15 protein-coding genes are annotated in these 15,344 nt (G+C 65.1%); 8 read left to right on the plus strand and 7 right to left on the minus strand.

What is annotated here, in order from left to right; translation table 11 throughout:
* Window positions 1-14 precede the first annotated feature (14 nt).
* The 3 genes from BM249_RS14355 to BM249_RS14360 all read left to right on the plus strand — a co-directional run bounded on the left by BM249_RS14355 (window position 15) and on the right by BM249_RS14360 (window position 3,356).
* Complete coding sequence (locus BM249_RS14355; RefSeq protein WP_091972945.1) at window positions 15-1,301, plus strand: MFS transporter; 1,287 nt, start codon at window positions 15-17, stop codon at window positions 1,299-1,301.
* A complete protein-coding gene (locus BM249_RS21360) occupies window positions 1,302-1,496 on the plus strand; it encodes a hypothetical protein (protein WP_143103773.1) in 195 nt (64 codons plus the stop codon). It abuts the gene before it with no gap.
* Window positions 1,497-1,580: 84 nt separating this feature from the next.
* Window positions 1,581-3,356 carry a retron Ec67 family RNA-directed DNA polymerase/endonuclease gene (locus BM249_RS14360; RefSeq protein ID WP_177232421.1) on the plus strand — a complete coding sequence of 592 codons (1,776 nt, stop codon included), beginning with the start codon at window positions 1,581-1,583 and terminating at the stop codon, window positions 3,354-3,356.
* Between the two features lie 20 nt (window positions 3,357-3,376).
* Here BM249_RS14360 and BM249_RS14365 read toward each other — a convergent pair whose 3' ends face one another.
* Window positions 3,377-3,793 carry a CoA-binding protein gene (locus tag BM249_RS14365; protein WP_091972947.1) on the minus strand — a complete coding sequence of 139 codons (417 nt, stop codon included), beginning with the start codon at window positions 3,791-3,793 and terminating at the stop codon, window positions 3,377-3,379.
* 42 nt (window positions 3,794-3,835) lie between these two features.
* On the opposite strand from BM249_RS14365, the gene BM249_RS14370 reads away from it, so the two are divergent.
* The 4 genes from BM249_RS14370 (at window position 3,836) to BM249_RS14385 (ending at window position 5,748) form a co-directional block, all read left to right on the plus strand.
* On the plus strand, window positions 3,836-4,267 hold the full coding sequence (locus tag BM249_RS14370) for a PaaI family thioesterase (RefSeq protein WP_091972950.1): 432 nt from the start codon (window positions 3,836-3,838) through the stop codon (window positions 4,265-4,267).
* A 198-nt stretch (window positions 4,268-4,465) separates the two neighbouring features.
* Window positions 4,466-4,939: a 50S ribosomal protein L13 gene (gene rplM / locus BM249_RS14375; RefSeq protein WP_091972953.1), complete on the plus strand. Its 474-nt coding sequence runs from the start codon at window positions 4,466-4,468 to the stop codon at window positions 4,937-4,939.
* Between the two features lie 2 nt (window positions 4,940-4,941).
* Entirely contained in the window at window positions 4,942-5,421 is a 480-nt protein-coding gene (gene rpsI / locus BM249_RS14380; RefSeq protein WP_091972956.1) for a 30S ribosomal protein S9, read from the plus strand.
* A gap of 75 nt (window positions 5,422-5,496) precedes the next feature.
* On the plus strand, window positions 5,497-5,748 hold the full coding sequence (locus BM249_RS14385) for a hypothetical protein (protein WP_091972959.1): 252 nt from the start codon (window positions 5,497-5,499) through the stop codon (window positions 5,746-5,748).
* Between the two features lie 5 nt (window positions 5,749-5,753).
* Here the strand turns inward: BM249_RS14385 and BM249_RS14390 are convergent, their stop codons facing one another.
* Window positions 5,754-8,726: a PAS domain S-box protein gene (locus tag BM249_RS14390; protein ID WP_091972962.1), complete on the minus strand. Its 2,973-nt coding sequence runs from the start codon at window positions 8,724-8,726 to the stop codon at window positions 5,754-5,756.
* A complete protein-coding gene (locus tag BM249_RS14395; protein ID WP_177232422.1) occupies window positions 8,719-9,414 on the minus strand; it encodes a TerC family protein in 696 nt (231 codons plus the stop codon). Before BM249_RS14395 ends, BM249_RS14390 begins: the two co-directional genes overlap by 8 nt.
* A gap of 253 nt (window positions 9,415-9,667) precedes the next feature.
* Between BM249_RS14395 and otnI the strand changes: the two genes are divergently transcribed.
* Entirely contained in the window at window positions 9,668-10,465 is a 798-nt protein-coding gene (gene otnI / locus BM249_RS14400) for a 2-oxo-tetronate isomerase (RefSeq protein ID WP_091972967.1), read from the plus strand.
* On the opposite strand, the gene BM249_RS14405 is transcribed toward otnI, so the two are convergent.
* From BM249_RS14405 to BM249_RS14420, 4 genes are all read right to left on the minus strand, one after another.
* Window positions 10,450-11,421 (minus strand): type II secretion system F family protein, encoded by a 972-nt coding sequence (locus BM249_RS14405; protein ID WP_091972969.1) that lies wholly within the window; start codon window positions 11,419-11,421, stop codon window positions 10,450-10,452. The two genes, otnI and BM249_RS14405, sit on opposite strands and share 16 nt — an antisense overlap.
* 39 nt (window positions 11,422-11,460) lie before the next feature.
* Window positions 11,461-12,417 carry a type II secretion system F family protein gene (locus tag BM249_RS14410; protein WP_091972972.1) on the minus strand — a complete coding sequence of 319 codons (957 nt, stop codon included), beginning with the start codon at window positions 12,415-12,417 and terminating at the stop codon, window positions 11,461-11,463.
* 94 nt (window positions 12,418-12,511) lie between these two features.
* Complete coding sequence (locus tag BM249_RS14415) at window positions 12,512-13,957, minus strand: TadA family conjugal transfer-associated ATPase (protein WP_091972975.1); 1,446 nt, start codon at window positions 13,955-13,957, stop codon at window positions 12,512-12,514.
* A gap of 33 nt (window positions 13,958-13,990) precedes the next feature.
* Window positions 13,991-15,235: a CpaE/TadZ family protein gene (locus BM249_RS14420; RefSeq protein ID WP_091972978.1), complete on the minus strand. Its 1,245-nt coding sequence runs from the start codon at window positions 15,233-15,235 to the stop codon at window positions 13,991-13,993.
* Window positions 15,236-15,344 lie beyond the last annotated feature (109 nt).

The raw sequence follows: 15,344 nt of genomic DNA on the forward strand, positions 1-15,344 counted from the left end.
CTAAAGCGGCGGCCATGGCCCAGCTGTCCTCGCCCCCGCCCATCCCCGCCGCGCACATCCTCATCGCGAGCTTCGTCGGCACCGCCATCGAGTTCTACGATTTCTACGTCTACGCCACGGCCGCCGCCCTGGTGATCGGGCCGATCTTCTTTCCGCCCGGCGATCCCGCCGTGCAGACGCTCGCCGCCTTCGCGACCTTCTCCATCGCGTTCATCGCCCGGCCCCTCGGGGCGGCGTTCTTCGGCCATTTCGGAGACCGCGTCGGGCGCAAAGCCACCCTGGTCGCCTCCCTGATGATCATGGGCCTGTCGACGGTGCTCATCGGCTGCCTGCCGTCCTATGCCACCGCCGGCTGGTGGGCGCCCTTTGCCCTGTGCGTCCTGCGCTTTGGCCAGGGCGTGGGCTTTGGCGGCGAATGGGGCGGGGCGGCTCTGCTGGCCGTCGAGAACGCCCCGCCGGGCCGCCGCGCCCTCTACGGCATCTTCCCCCAACTCGGGGCGCCTGTCGGCTTCATCACGGCCAATCTCGGCTTCCTGGGGCTCGCCCTGGCGCTCAGCCCCGCCGACTTCCAGGCTTGGGGCTGGCGCATCCCGTTCCTCGCCTCCGCGGCTTTGGTCGGCGTCGGGCTCTATGTCCGCCTCAAGCTCACGGAGACGCCGGTCTTCCGCGCGGCCCTCGAAAAGGTCGCGCCCGAGCGGGTGCCGCTGGCGATCATCTTCACGAAGTATATCCGCGCGACCCTGCTCGGCACCTTCGCCATGGTGTCGTGCTACGCGGTGTTCTACCTCTCGACGGTGTTCGCCCTCAGCTACGGCGTCTCGACCCTGGGCTTCACCCGGCCGACCTTCCTGCTGTTCGAGTGCGTCGCCGTGCTGTTCATGGGGCTCGGCATCCCCCTCTCGGGCTGGGCCGCCGACCGTTACGGCCGCCGTCCCGTCCTCCTCTCCGGCCTCGTCTTCACCGCCGCCCTCGGCCTCGCCCTCGGGCCGATGCTCGGCAGCGGGGAGGGCGGCCTCGTCCTGGGCTTCCTGTGTCTGGGCCTGTTCGCCATGGGCTGGCTGTTCGGCCCCATGGGCGCCCTGCTGCCGGAGCTGTTCCCGACGCGGGTGCGCTACACCGGGGCGTCGGTGACCTACAACCTCGCGGGGATTCTGGGGGCCTCCGCCGCGCCGTATCTGGCGCAGCGGCTTTCAGAATGGGGCGGTGTGGGTTGGGTGGGGCTTTATTTGGCTGTGGCCGCTGGGGTTAGTTTTGTTGCTGTGGCGTTGATGGAGGAGACGAAGCAAAATAAAATCATTTGAATGAACAAAATGAAAAATATTATTCAATTAAATGAACTTTCCGGACGGAAGTGGTCATTGTATTTGTATTTTATTTTAGATTTGATGTCGAACGGCAGGGCCGATTTTTTTGGATATTATCCTCTGCTGTGGGCAATTTATCCGCGCGGCGAAGAGGCCGATGGACAGCTTTTTCGAATCAATTTATTAGCGTGACAGGCTTGCAGGCAGATTCGTTGTTATGTTTCGTAACAAGTAATATAAATGGCGGGGGCATCGCCTTCGCGACTCGTGATCCTGGTGACCTTGACTGTCATCCTGCGCATAGAGAGTGCCTGCAAGCTTACCATGTCAATAGAACGAATGAACCAACTGAAAAATTCTCAGGGGAAATTTGGTTTTGCTAATGCTCTTGGAATTTCATTGAAACAGTTGACCCGAGCTGTATACGGTATCCCGGTTCAAAACAGATATTCTACTTTTCTAATTCCGAAATCGACAGGTGGTCATCGAGTTATTCATGTCCCGCATCGTGAAATTAAGTTTGTGCAAAAAGCATTGGCTAATCTCTTGCAAATATGTTTAAGCGAAATAGAAACTAAGAAAGGAGTTGTGCGCCCTGTTTCTCACGGGTTCCACCCTGGTCGTTCAATTTTCTCAAACGCCTGGGCGCACCGTAACAAGAACTATGTGATGAATTTTGATTTGGAAAATTTTTTCCATTCAATACACTTTGGAAGAATCTGCAGCTTCTTTGAAAAAAACAACGACTTTTTATTGCACCCAAAAGTGGCTAATTTGATCGCAAATCTGTCGTGCCACAGAATCGACGGCGGAGGTACGTTTCTACCACAAGGAAGTCCTTGTTCGCCTATAATTTCGAATTTTATTGCAATGCCTTTGGATCAGAAGCTTAGGAAGCTTGCCAGAGATAACGGGTGCCGTTATTCGCGCTATGCTGATGATATTACTTTTTCAACAAATAAAGATTTATTTCCAGATGATATAGCAATTTTTGATGTATCTTCAAAAAAGTGGATTGCTGGCTCTGGGATATTGAAAGTTATATCCAAGAGCGGTTTTAAGTTGAATATCCAAAAAACCAATATGAGCATTGCTGGGACTCGGCAAATAGTGACTGGTTTAGTGGTAAATAAACAAGTTAGCGTTAGCCGGCCGGTATATAAATGGGCTAGAGCCGCTGCGGATCATATGTTCAAGGACGGCGTTGCATTCAAAAGGGATCCTTCAACCGCTAGTATACATACAACTGATCGCCAAGTGACGCTGGGCCATATAATAGGTCAAGTAAATCATATCTGCTATGCAAGAAGAAAATCTAATATCCCACTTCTAAATTCTCGTAAGATGGTTGGCCCTGAATTATTGTATCGGAGATTGACTTATTATGAAAGATTTTTTGCTCACAAAGAAACTCTTATAATTTGCGAGGGTGAAACAGACAACACGTATTTGAAGATTGCGATTGATAAACTTGGCCATAAATTCAAGAATGTCGCAAGACGTGCAGATGGTAATCCTCAGGTAAAACTATTGAATGTAACGCCCCATATTACGATATACACTGCGTTGAACGGCGGGTCAGACCAGCAGAAGTCTTTCCTGCAGAATTATGACAATGATATGAGTATTGTGGGTGAGCGCTGGGCGGATAAATGCGTAATTATATTTGGTGATAACGATAGCGGCGCGAATTCAATAATGCAAATACTTCGAGGAAAATCGATTATACCGGGCGATATAAAAACGGCAGATTTTACTTATTACACGAGGAATTTGTACGTCATCCTTACGCCTATTCCGAATAAAAATAGTATTTCCATGATTGAAGATTTTCTAGATCCAAATGCATCTAGAGTAAAATTAGAAAATAAAGTTTTTCATCTGGGTGGTAAAGGTTTCGATGAGAAAAAGCACTATGGAAAAAAGGCGCTTTCTGAGCATGTTAGACAGAATGCAAGCAAGTATGACTTCTCTAAGTTTGAAATCATTCTCAAGAGAATTGATTTAGCAATTGATGATTATAGCAGCCGGTTGGCGGCTTTAAAATTGTAAAGTGATTAGGTGTATTGCGATCAGGCCAGTTCAATCTTCGGGCATCGATCCATCACCACCACGACCCCCTTCGCCTCTGCTCTCGCAGCCGCCGCCTCATCCCGCACTCCTATCTGCATCCAAATAAAGCGCGGCGGCTGGGCCAAGGCCAGCGCCTCATCCACCACACCCCCCGCCGCGTCAGATGAGCGAAAGATGTCCACCAAATCGACGGGCTCGGGCAGATCGGCGAGCCGCGCCACCACGGTCTGGCCAAGGAGCGTTCGCCCACTGAGCCCAGGATTGACCGGGATCACGCGAAACCCGCGCGCGAGCAAGAACGCCATGACGTGGTGGCTCGGGCGGGCGGGATTGGCCGAGGCGCCGACCAGGGCGATGCTCTTCGTCTCGGTGAGCACGCGGCGAATCAGGGCGGGGTCGTAGGAATCGTGGGCCATGCCCGGTTGTCGGGCAGGGCGGGGCGTGCTGCAAGGGGAGGCATGGCGACATCCGCGATGACCCTCGACGAGACCGTGGCGTTCCTCGATGCGGCGTTCCCGCAGATGCATCACGGCGGGCGCAGCTATCACCTCGTCGGGGTCGGGCCGTCGCGCGCGACGATACGGATGGACCACCACGCCCGGCACCTGCGCCCCGGCGGCACCGTGTCGGGACCGGCCATGATGGCGCTCGCCGATTACGCCCTCTACGCGGCGATTCTCGCGAGCATCGGCCCCGTGGCGCTCGCCGTCACCACCAGTCTGAATTTCAACTTTTTGCGCAAGCCCGGCCCGACGGGGTTGGTGGCGGAGGCGCGGCTGCTGAAGCTCGGGCGCCGCCTCGCCGTGGGCGAGGTAGCGATCACCGCGCCCGATTCGGAGGACCTCGTCTGCCACGCCACGGGGACGTACGCGATCCCGCCGGAGCGATGAGGGGGATGCGCTCAAAATGCGGTATTCCCATACCACTTCGATGAACTGACTGAAAAAACTGAGGTTTTCGTCGTTCTCGCGTGCCGAACCGCATTCGCCCTTGACGGCGGTTCGTTCACCCCCTAGAGACCGCCCAACGCCGCTGCGTCCTCGACGCGGCGGCGCACCCTTTTCCAAGCACAGTATGGACCTCACGGGATGAGCAGCGCGCAAAAGACCTATTCGCTGAAGCCCGCCGATGTCGACAAGAAGTGGATCATCGTCGATGCGGAGGGCCTGGTCGTCGGCCGGCTCGCCTCCATCATCGCGATGCGCCTGCGTGGCAAGCACAAGGCCGCTTACACGCCCCACGTCGATTGCGGCGACAACGTCATCGTCATCAACGCCGAGAAGGTGAAGTTCACCGGCCGCAAGCGCGAGCAGAAGGTGTACTACCACCACACCGGTTACCCGGGCGGCATCAAGGAGCGGACCGCGAAGTTCCTCCTCGACGGCCGGTTCCCCGAGCGCGTCGTGGAGAAGGCCGTGGAGCGCATGCTCCCGCGCGGTCCCCTGTTCCGCCAGATCATGGGCAACCTCCGGGTCTACAAGGGCTCCGAGCATCCCCACACCGCCCAGCAGCCGCAGGCGCTCGACGTCGGCAGCCTCAACCGCAAGAACGTGAGCGCTTGATCATGGCGACCCTTCAGTCCCTCTCCGACCTCACCCGCGGCAACGTCGAGAACCCCGAGAACGCCGCTCCGGTGCACGTGCAGAAGCTCGACGCCCAGGGCCGCGCCTACGCCACCGGCAAGCGCAAGGACGCCGTCGCCCGCGTCTGGATCAAGCCCGGCAACGGCACCGTGGTGGTCAACGGCCGCAGCGTCGAGACCTACTTCGCCCGCCCGGTGCTGCGCATGATCCTGCGCCAGCCCCTGCAGATCGCCAACCGCGTCGACCAGTACGACATCACCGTCACGGTGCATGGCGGCGGTCTCTCGGGTCAGGCCGGCGCCGTGCGCCACGGCCTGTCGAAGGCGCTCACCTACTACGAGCCCGAGCTGCGCACGCCGCTCAAGCGCGAAGGCTTCCTCACCCGCGACAGCCGCGTGGTCGAGCGCAAGAAGTACGGCCGCAAGAAGGCCCGTCGCAGCTTCCAGTTCTCGAAGCGCTGATCGGCCAACACCGATCTATCCAGAAGGGCGGCGTCACAGCCGCCCTTTTTTCGTTCAACGCGGAGACGCTCTCGCATGGCCAAACCCTTCCGGCGCGTCGGCGCCCCCGTGGCGGGCGCCGTCACCCTGTGCCTGGACGAGGCGGACGGCGCGGTGACCGGCGCGGTCAAGCTCGCCGATGGGGCGCTGTTCAGCAGCACCGGGACGTTGCCCGTGGGCCAGGCGTTCGGCATCGCCGTGCACGTCGCCAACGAGGGCGGCCTCGAGATCGTGGTGATCGATCCGAAATCCGTGTGGAAGCCGTCCTGGGGCGTCCTCGAAGGCTGACCCCCTTACGGATGCGCGTCCGCGTCCCGCGACAGCAGGCCGTCGATGGTGGAGAACAAGGTCGTCCAATCGACGGGCTTGGCCACGTGGGCATCCATGCCGGCGGCCCGGCAGCGGTCGATCTCCTCCACCAGGGCGTTGGCCGTGAGCGCCACGATGGGAAGCCGAGCCCGCCCGGTCTCCGTTTCCGCCTCCCGGATGGCTCGGGTCGCCGCGAGGCCGTCGAGGCCCGGCATCTGCACGTCCATGAGCACGAGGTCGAAGGGGGCTTGGTCGAGGGAGGCTTGCGCCGCGACGGCGTTCACGGCGCCCTCGCCATCGTCCACCACCGTGACGGTGTGGCCCTTCTGACGTAGCACCGTGGCGATGATCTCCTGATTGATGGGATTGTCTTCGGCGAGGAGCAGGCGGCGAGCCCGGGGGGCGGGGGCCGTGAGGGCGGTGCGTCCGGGGCGCGCATCCGTCGTCTGGGCGAGCGGCAGGGGCAGGGTGAACCAGAACGTGGACCCGACCCCGAGGCGGCTGGTGGCGCCGATCTCGCCGCGCATGAGCCGGACGAGGCGCTTCGAGATGGCGAGGCCGAGGCCGGTGCCGCCGTACTGGCGCGAGATCGAACCGTCGGCTTGGGCGAAGCGCTCGAACAGGTGCGCCATGGCGGAGGGCGCGATCCCGATGCCCGTATCGATCACCTCGATGGTGACGAGGGGCACGGCGTCGCGATCGCTCCAGCGCGCTCGCAGGGTCACGCTGCCCTGCGCCGTGAACTTGATGGCGTTGGTGGCGAGGTTCAGCAGTACCTGACGCAGGCGGGTCGGATCGCCGATGAACCAATCGGGCATTCCGGGCGCCACCTCGACCCCGATGGCCACGGGCCGTCCCCGCGCCGCCTCGACGGAGAGTTCGCGGCACGCTTCCAGGAGAGCACGAAGGCCGAACGGCACCGCCTCGATGGCGAGCTGGCCGGCCTCGATCTTCGAGAAGTCGAGGATGTCGTTGACGATGGTGAGGAGTGAGCGCCCCGCTTCCTGGGCGAGGCCGAGGAGGCGGGCCTGCGACACGCTCAGGGTCGCGTCGCCCATGAGGAGGTCGTGGACCCCGAGCATACCCGTCAGCGGTGTGCGCAGCTCGTGGCTCATATTGGCGAGGAACTCGGCCTTGGCCCGGGCCCCGGCCTCCGCCGCGAGCTTGGCCCGTTCCAGGTCGATCTCCTGGCGGTGACGCTCCGTCACGTCGCGGATGGCGTGGATGATCTGGACGTCGCCCTGATCCTCGATGCGCCGGAACGCCGCCTCGACCCAGATGTCGTGGCCGTTCCTGTGCCGCAGGCGATACACCGCCGAGCCCGTCGGGCGCTTTGCCGAGAGGGCGTGCAGGGTCGCCGACAGGTTGGCGATGTCCTCGGGGTGGACGAGGGTGCGCAGCCCGGCCGCGTTCGCCTCGTCGATGGTGTAGCCGAGCATGGGGACGACGGCCGGAGAGATGTAGATGTGGCGTCCGCTCGAATCGTCGAGGAGGATGAGGTCCGAGGTATGGTCGGCGAGCAGCCGGTAGCGGGCCTCGCTGTCCCGCAGGCGGGTCTCGGCCACGCGGCGGTCGGTGATGTCGGTGAGCGTCTGGACGTGGCCCTTGCCGTCGGGCATCGGCAGGGATCGGATCTCGATGACGCTGCCGTCCTCGCGGCGCCGTTCCGAGCGCAGGTCCGTGGTCCGGCGCTCGCCGTCGAGGTGCCAATGGGCGGGGTCCTGGATCAGGACACCCCAGGCCCCCGTGGCGCGGCAATGGCGGCGCACGTCCCGGTACTCGGGCCGCTGGGCGACCATTCCGGCGGGCAGGCGCAGGATCTCCACGGCGCGGTGGTTGGCGACCGGTACGGTGCCGTCGGCAGCGATCACCATCAGGCCCTGGTCGATGCTCTCCAGGGTCGCTTCGAGGAGGGCCGACTTGTCGGCCAAAGCCCGTTCGGCCTGCCTCCGGTCGGTGATGTCGGCGAATACGCCGGACAGGGCCGCCCCCCCGGTTTCGTCCGCCATCCGGTGGATTCCACGGGCGAACACGTCGCGGATTTCGCCGTCCGGCCGGACGATGCGCAGGCGAAACTCGAAACCTGTCTTCTGCTGGATCGCGCGGGCCATGGCGGCTTCGACGCGGGCCCGGTCGTCGGGGTGGCAGGCCTGCTTCCCGGCCTCCATCGTCGGCGTGAACGTCGCGGGGTCGAGGCCGTGGATGCGGTAGACGGCATCCGACCACGTCACCCGGGCGGTCGCGAGATCGATGTGCCAATGGCCGACATGGGCGATCGTCTCGGCGATTCGGAGGAGGCGCATCGCATCGCGGGCCTCGGCCTCGGCGGCGTCGAGGCGGCTGCGGTCGCTCAGACGCACGCAGATGCGGGTTACGGGTCCCGATGGGATTTCGCGCAGGGGCAGGTAGCGGGCATCGAGGCGGGGCAGGTCCCCGAGTCGCACACCGCCATCGGCGACCTGAAACGATTCGCCCGTGGCGACGACCCGCGCGAGATGGGGGCGCATCGCCGCCGGGATCTCGGAGGGTCCGATATCCGAACCGGCGCCTTGGGGCGCCCCCTCCCGCGATCCCAGGGCGCGGCGCGCGGCGGCGTTCGCCCGCACCATCCGGATCGCCCCCCCGGGGGCGACCGCGAACAGGATCTGCGGATCGGGCTCCGTCTCGAAAAGGTCGCCGAACAGATGCCGCTCGCGCCCCTCGGCCTCGGTGCGGGAGCGGCTTCGGCGATGGCGGGCGAGGGCGAGGCCGGCGAGCACGCAGGCGCACAGGACGACGATCAGGGCCGGGATCGCCCGTTCCGTGGTCGCGAAATCGCGCCAACCCGTGGCGATGTCGGCCGGAAGCGTCTCGGGGAGGCGGGCGATCTGCCAGCCGCCGAGGAGCAGCGCTCCGGCGGCGAGGCTGGCTTCCAGGGCGTACCGGTGAAGGCGCCGGGGGGCGGGGGGATCAAGCACGCTGGCTCCCCCCGGCCGTCCGCGGGCGTTGCCGGGCGAGGAGAGCGGCGACGCCGATCACCAGGACGGCGCCCGTCGCGGCGCCGAGGGTCGCGGCGTGCCGCAGGTCGCCGACCTGGCGGGCGACCATCGGGTCGGTGACGATCATCTCGCCGGCGATCCAACCGAGGAGGGCGGCGCCGGCCCAGACGATGGCCGGCACGGCCTGGAGGAGGCGGGCGATGAGGGTCGCTCCCACGACGATGAGGGGGATCGACAGGAGCAGGCCGAAGACGAACAGGGCGACGTGCCCCCGGGCGGCCGCCGCGATGGCGACGACGTTGTCGAGGCTCATCACCGCGTCGGCCACCGCGATGGTCCGCACGGCGCGCCACAGGGACGTGCCGCCGTCGACCTGATGGGCCTCCTCGTCCTCGCCGAGGGCGAGCTTCACGGCGATCCAGAGGAGCAGCAGCCCCCCGACCACCCGCAGGAATGGGACCGCCAGGAGCCAAGTGATCGCCAGGGCGAAGACGATGCGCAGGAGCACCGCCGTTCCGGCGCCGAGCAGCATGCCGACCCGTCGCTGATCCGGGGGGAGGGCGCGGCACGCGAGGGCGATGACCACGGCATTGTCGCCGGACAGGAGGAGATCGATCCAGACGATCTGCAGCACCGAGACGAGGAAGGGCGTGTCGAAGGAAATCATCGAAGCCTTGGTGCGGGTCGTCTTCCGGAGCGGGCGATCCGTTCGAGACTCGTTTTACGCGAAACCTCCTGAACCGCGAGTCGTGGGATTGTGCTGAGCGTACCACTCGCATGTGGACAGATCACCGCTGCGTGGCCCCGGCCGCGACGCGTTCGCGCCTCTGACGAAGCCTTCGGCCCCAGGGTTGTGGTTGCCGGGACACGGACGTAGAGGCCGACCGGGGTCGGAACCGGAAGCCCAAGAGATCGATGCGATGCCGCTATTTGCCGCCAACCTCACCCTCCTGTTCACGGAAGTCGCGTTCCTCGATCGGTTCGCGGCGGCGGCGGAAGCCGGCTTCACCGCCGTCGAGTTCCTGTTTCCCTACGCGCATTCCCCCGAGGCCATCGCCGAGCGCCTCGCCCGGCATGGCCTGACCCTCGCGCTGTTCAACCTGCCGCCCGGAGACTGGGCGGCGGGCGAGCGCGGCCTCGCCGCCCTGCCGGACCGGTTCGCGGACCTTCAGGCGGGGGTCGAGACCGGGCTCGCCTATGCCGCCGCCACGGGCGCCGCCCGCCTGCACCTCATGGCGGGGTTGGCCGATCCGCGAGATCCCGAGGCGCGGGCCGCCTATCGCCGCGCCGTGGCCTGGACCGCCGAGCGCCTCGCCCGGGAGGGCCTCGACCTCGTCATCGAGCCCATCAACGGCCGCAACATGCCGGGATACTTCCTCGACGATTTCGAGGCGGCCGCCGATCTCATCCGCGACCTCGCCCTGCCGAACCTGAAGCTCCAGTTCGACCTCTACCATTGTCAGATCCTGCACGGGGACGTGACCACGCGCCTGCGCGCCCTCATGCCGATGATCGGCCACGTCCAGACCGCGAGCGTACCGGACCGCCACGAGCCGGGGACGGGCGAGATGAGCGACGCGTTCCTGTTCTCGGAACTCGATCGCCTCGCCTATGCGGGGTTCATTGGCTGTGAATACAATCCCGTCGCCGACACGGCGTCGGGGCTCGGCTGGTTCGCGCCCTACCGCGCGGACCAGATCGCCTATCGGAAGATCTGAATGGCCGCCGGCGTCAGGATCACGACGAACAGCACCGGCAGGAAGAACAGGATCATCGGCACGGTGAGCTTGGGCGGCAGGGCGGCGGCCTTCTTCTCGGCCTCGTTCATCCGCATGTCGCGGCTCTCCTGCGAGAGAACCCGCAGGGCCTGACCCACGGGCGTTCCGTAGCGCTCGGCCTGGATCAGCGCCGTCGTCACCGCCTTGACGGCGTCGAGGCCCGTCCGGCTCGCGAGGTTCTCGTAAGCGACCCGCCGGTCGGGCAGGAACGACAATTCGGCCGTCATGACCGCCAGTTCCTCGGCCAGTACCACCGATTGCGGAGCCATCTCGGTGCTGACCCGTCGGAACGCGTTCTCGACGGACATACCGGATTCGACGCAGATCAGCATGAGGTCGAGGGCGTCCGGCCAGGACTGGCGGATCTCCGTCTGTCGTTTCTTGGTGGCGTTGAGCAGGTAGAGTTCCGGGAGTTTGACGCCGAGCAATGTGGCGCCGATCACGATCATCATCCGGATCGTCGCCGGTTGATCGATGACCTTCAGGACGAACAGATAGAGGAAGGCCGCCACCAGCATGGCGATGGGCATCACCATCCGGAAGAACAGGAAGGTGGTCTCGGCCCCCGGCGAGCGGTAGCCGGCCATGAGCAGTTGCTGGCGCGCCGTCTCGGTGCCGAGCCAGCGGTCGAGATTGAACTGCTCCACCGCGCTCTTCATGTAGGCCTTGGGCGCCACCCGCAGGTTCACTTTGGCGTTGGCGCCGGCCAGTCGCTCGCGCTCGCGCAGGCGCATCTGCTCACGCTCGTCGCCAACGATCTTCATCCGCTGCTTCAGGCGATCGGGCTCGAGCAGGGGCTGGACCAGGGCGAAGGCGGTGGCCGCGGCCGCGATGCCGCTCAGCGCCATGCCGAGGAAGCGCGGATCGATCAGCTTGTCGGCGATATGGTCCAGCATGATGCGCGCGCGTTCGGCCCAAACGTTCGAAACAGGAGTTCAGAAATCGAAACTGATCATCTTCTTCATGGTGAAGACGCCCAGCGACATCCAGATCGCCGAGCCCACGAGGGCGACCCTGCCCATGTCCGTCGTCCACAGCAACGAGACGTAATCCGGACTGGCGAAATAGGTGAGGAGCGCGACGATGAAGGGCAGGGCGGCGATGATCCCGCCGGACGCCTTCGCCTCCATGCTCATCGCCTGGATCTTGGCGGCCATCTTCTTGCGTTCGCGCAGGACGCGCGAGAGGTTCGAGAGCGCCTCCGACAGGTTGCCGCCGGCCTTCGCCTGGATACCGATGACGATGGCGAAGAAGTTCACGTCGGAGACCGGGACCCGCTCGTACATCTTGAGCAGGGCGTCGCCGAGGGACACGCCGAGGGTCTGGGATTCGACCACCATGCGGAATTCCGAGCGGATCGGCTCCTCCGCCTCGCGCGAAATGATGCGGAAGCAGTCGCTCAGGGGGATGCCGGCGCGGATGCCGCGCGTGATGATGTCGATGGCCGTGGGCAGTTCAGCGATGAAGCGGGCGATGCGGCGCTTGCGGCAGAAGGCGAGGAACCACAGGGGCAGGCCGAAACCGCCGGCGAAGAGGGCCGCGAGGGCGGCGAGGGGGCTGCCCGTCACGGTCAGCCCCAGCAGGCCCGCGACCAGGCCGAGGAGGACCGCCAGGGTCTGAAACCGCCCCTTGCTCACCGTGAGGCCGGCCCGGGCGATCTTGAGTTCGAGGCTGACGCGCGCGCCGGTCTTCTTGGCCTCGACCTCTTTGAGACTCTTGGCGACCTGCTCGCGACGCGTGGTGGAGGTCACGCGAGCGATCACCTGCTGCGAGGGGCTGCTCATGGCCTTGCGGCGCTGGGCGGCGCGCTTCTCCCCGGTCAGGAGCGGCGTGAGCACCACCCAGGCGACGGCACCCGCCGCGACGGCGGCGAGACCGGCGGCGAGGGGCATGTGGGCGTTCACGAAGCCACCGCCCGGGCGCGGACGTCGTCGCCTCCCCGAGGCGGGGTGGCGGACCCCGGATGGGCCTGCGCGGACCGGGCGATCATGAATCGAGGCCCGCGCTTCCGGCCGCCGCGTCGAGGGCCGCCGCGAGGGCCTGCTCCTCGCCGTAGTAGCGCGCGCGCTCCCAGAATTTCGGGCGGCCGATGCCGGTGGAGCGGTGGCGCCCGACGAGCTTGCCGTTCGCGTCCTCCCCGAGGATGTCGTAGAGGAACAGGTCCTGGGTGATGATCACGTCACCCTCCATCCCGAGCACCTCGGTGATGTGGGTGATGCGGCGCGAGCCGTCACGCAGGCGGGACGCCTGGATGATCACGTCGATGGAGCCGCAGATCATCTCGCGCAGGGTCCGGGACGGCAGGGTGAAGCCCCCCATGGTGATCATCGATTCGAGGCGGCTCAGGGCCTCGCGGGGCGAGTTGGCGTGGAGCGTCCCCATGGAGCCGTCATGGCCGGTGTTCATGGCCTGCAGCAGGTCGAACGCCTCCGCGCCGCGCACCTCGCCGACGATGATGCGTTCGGGGCGCATGCGCAGGCAGTTCTTCACGAGGTCGCGCATGGTGACCTGGCCCGAGCCCTCCATGTTGGGCGGGCGGGTCTCGAGGCGCACCACGTGGGCCTGTTGCAGCTGGAGTTCGGCGGCGTCCTCGCAGGTGATCACCCGCTCGTCATGGTCGATATAGGCGGTGAGGCAATTGAGCAGCGTCGTCTTGCCCGAGCCGGTGCCCCCCGAGATGACGACGTTGCAGCGCACCCGGCCGATGATCTGCAGGATGCGCGCGCCTTCCGGGGAAATCGCCCCGAAGCCGACGAGCTGGTCGAGGGTGAGCTTGTCCTTCCGGAACTTACGGATGGTCAGGATCGGCCCGTCGAGGGCCAGCGGCGGCGCGATGATGTTGACGCGCGAGCCGTCCGGCAGGCGGGCGTCGCAGATCGGCGAGGATTCGTCGACGCGTCGGCCGACCTGGCTGACGATTCGCTGGCAGATGTTCATGAGCTGCTGGTTGTCGCGGAAGCGCACGCCCGTGAGCTGGATCTTGCCGCCGACTTCGATGAAGGCCCGGTTGGCGCCGTTGACCATGATGTCGGCGATGTCGTCGCGCATCAGCAGGGGCTCCAGAGGGCCGTAGCCGAGAACGTCGTTGCCGATGTCGTCGAGCAACTCCTCCTGCTCGTTGATGGACAGGACGATGTTCTTGAGGCCGATGATCTCCGAGACGATGTCGCGGATTTCCTCGCGGGCGGATTCGGCGTCGAGCCGCGCGAGCTGCGCGAGATCGATGGCCTCGATGAGGGCGCCGAAGATCATGCTCTTCGTGCGGAAATAATCCTCCGACTTCGCCGGGGCTTCCGGCGCGGCGACGATCTTCGCCACCTCGACGCGCGGCCGAGTCACCGTCTCCTGATGGATCGGTTGCGTCGGTTCGGGACGCGGCGCGGGGGCCTTGGGCGCTGCCAGCGCGGCGGCGGCTTGTCTCCTACCGAACATGATGCGCCGCTCCGGCCGGGTGGGACAGGGGCATCACGAAACCTTGCGCCGCTGCAGGCGCGCCAGCAGCGGTTCGAGGATGTTGGCGCGTCCGCGCCGCGTCTCGGGGCGGCCCACGAGGGTCGCGGCGAGGGTCGAGAACACGTCCGTGGCCTTCGCGCCGGCCTGGACCTCGCCGATCATCTGGCCGTTATTCGCCGCCGTGCCGAAGAGGTTCGCATCGAACGGCAGACTCGCGAAGATCGGCGCGTCGAGGGCCTTGGCGAATTCCGCCGCGCTGATTTCGGGCCGCTTCGGCATGCCGACGCCGTTGAGGACCACGCGGGCGCGATGGTCGTTGGGCCGGTTCTGCTGCAGCAGGGTGAGCATGTTCTTGGTGTTGCGCAGGGAGGCGAGCTCGGGCGCGCTCACGATCAGGATCTCGTCGGCGGAGATCAGGAGGCGCCGCGACCACGCGGTCCAGACATGGGGCACATCGAGGACGATGCACGGCACCGCCCCGCGCAGGAGGTCGATCACCGCGTCGAGGGCCGGTTCGCCGAGGTCGATGGTCCGGTCGAGGGTCGCCGGCGCGGCGAGCAGGGTGAGGTTGTCGCTGCATTTCGACAGCAGGCGGTCGAGGAGGTTCGCGTCGAGGCGCTCGGGGCTGAACACGGCCTCGGCGATGCCCTGGGGCGGGTCCTGGTTGAAGTTCAGGCTCGCGGTCCCGAAGGCGATGTCGAGGTCGGCGATGACCGTGGCGGTGTCCTGCTCCCGGGCGATGGTCCAGGCGAGGTTGTGGGCGAGGGTGGAGGCGCCCACTCCGCCCTTGGCCCCCACCACCGCGATGGTGCGGCCGACGGGCTTGACCCCCGGGGCGGAGAACAGATCCGACACCGCCTGAATCAGCCCGATGGGATCGATGGGCGCCATGAGGTACTCGCTCACCCCGCGCTGGATGAACTGCCGGTAGAGCATCACGTCGTTGACGTGGCCGACGATGATCACCTTGGTGCCGGGATCGCAGACATCGGCCAGGGCGTCGAGGCATTCGATGGGGCGCGATTTCGCGCCCTGGGTCTCGATGACGATGACGTTGGGCGTCGGCGCATGGCGATAGGCTTCGACGGCGGCGGCTCCGCCGCCCATCTGGACCTTCACATGCGCCTTCTGCATCCGCCGGTCGCTGGTGGCGGCCTCGATGACGGCCGCCGTGTCCTGGGTCTCGCAGAAGGCCTGGATCGTGATCCGCGGCACCGGGGCGATGATGCGCTCGGGTGTCTGGTTCGGCTCCGCCATGACGTTCGTTTCCGGTTCGGGTTGCCTCGAGGGGGCGCTTCGGACCACGCGGTGTCCGAGTGACGCCTCGGTCCGCCCCTCGGGTGAAGGAGCCGATCCGGTGCGACGA

Origin of the sequence: Methylobacterium gossipiicola (assembly GCF_900113485.1) — a bacterium.
Lineage (GTDB): Bacteria > Pseudomonadota > Alphaproteobacteria > Rhizobiales > Beijerinckiaceae > Methylobacterium > Methylobacterium gossipiicola.

Excerpts from the sequence above, each read along its gene's own strand:
- BM249_RS14355 (WP_091972945.1), top strand. The coding sequence starts at position 15 with ATGGCCCAGCTGTCCTCGCCCCCGCCCATCCCCGCCGCGCACATCCTC.
- BM249_RS21360 (WP_143103773.1), top strand. The coding sequence starts at position 1,302 with ATGAACAAAATGAAAAATATTATTCAATTAAATGAACTTTCCGGACGG.
- BM249_RS14365 (WP_091972947.1), bottom strand. The coding sequence starts at position 3,793 with ATGGCCCACGATTCCTACGACCCCGCCCTGATTCGCCGCGTGCTCACC.
- BM249_RS14370 (WP_091972950.1), top strand. The coding sequence starts at position 3,836 with ATGGCGACATCCGCGATGACCCTCGACGAGACCGTGGCGTTCCTCGAT.
- rplM (WP_091972953.1), top strand. The coding sequence starts at position 4,466 with ATGAGCAGCGCGCAAAAGACCTATTCGCTGAAGCCCGCCGATGTCGAC.
- rpsI (WP_091972956.1), top strand. The coding sequence starts at position 4,942 with ATGGCGACCCTTCAGTCCCTCTCCGACCTCACCCGCGGCAACGTCGAG.
- BM249_RS14385 (WP_091972959.1), top strand. The coding sequence starts at position 5,497 with ATGGCCAAACCCTTCCGGCGCGTCGGCGCCCCCGTGGCGGGCGCCGTC.
- BM249_RS14395 (WP_177232422.1), bottom strand. The coding sequence starts at position 9,414 with ATGATTTCCTTCGACACGCCCTTCCTCGTCTCGGTGCTGCAGATCGTC.
- otnI (WP_091972967.1), top strand. The coding sequence starts at position 9,668 with ATGCCGCTATTTGCCGCCAACCTCACCCTCCTGTTCACGGAAGTCGCG.
- BM249_RS14405 (WP_091972969.1), bottom strand. The coding sequence starts at position 11,421 with ATGCTGGACCATATCGCCGACAAGCTGATCGATCCGCGCTTCCTCGGC.
- BM249_RS14410 (WP_091972972.1), bottom strand. The coding sequence starts at position 12,417 with ATGCCCCTCGCCGCCGGTCTCGCCGCCGTCGCGGCGGGTGCCGTCGCC.
- BM249_RS14415 (WP_091972975.1), bottom strand. The coding sequence starts at position 13,957 with ATGTTCGGTAGGAGACAAGCCGCCGCCGCGCTGGCAGCGCCCAAGGCC.
- BM249_RS14420 (WP_091972978.1), bottom strand. The coding sequence starts at position 15,235 with ATGGCGGAGCCGAACCAGACACCCGAGCGCATCATCGCCCCGGTGCCG.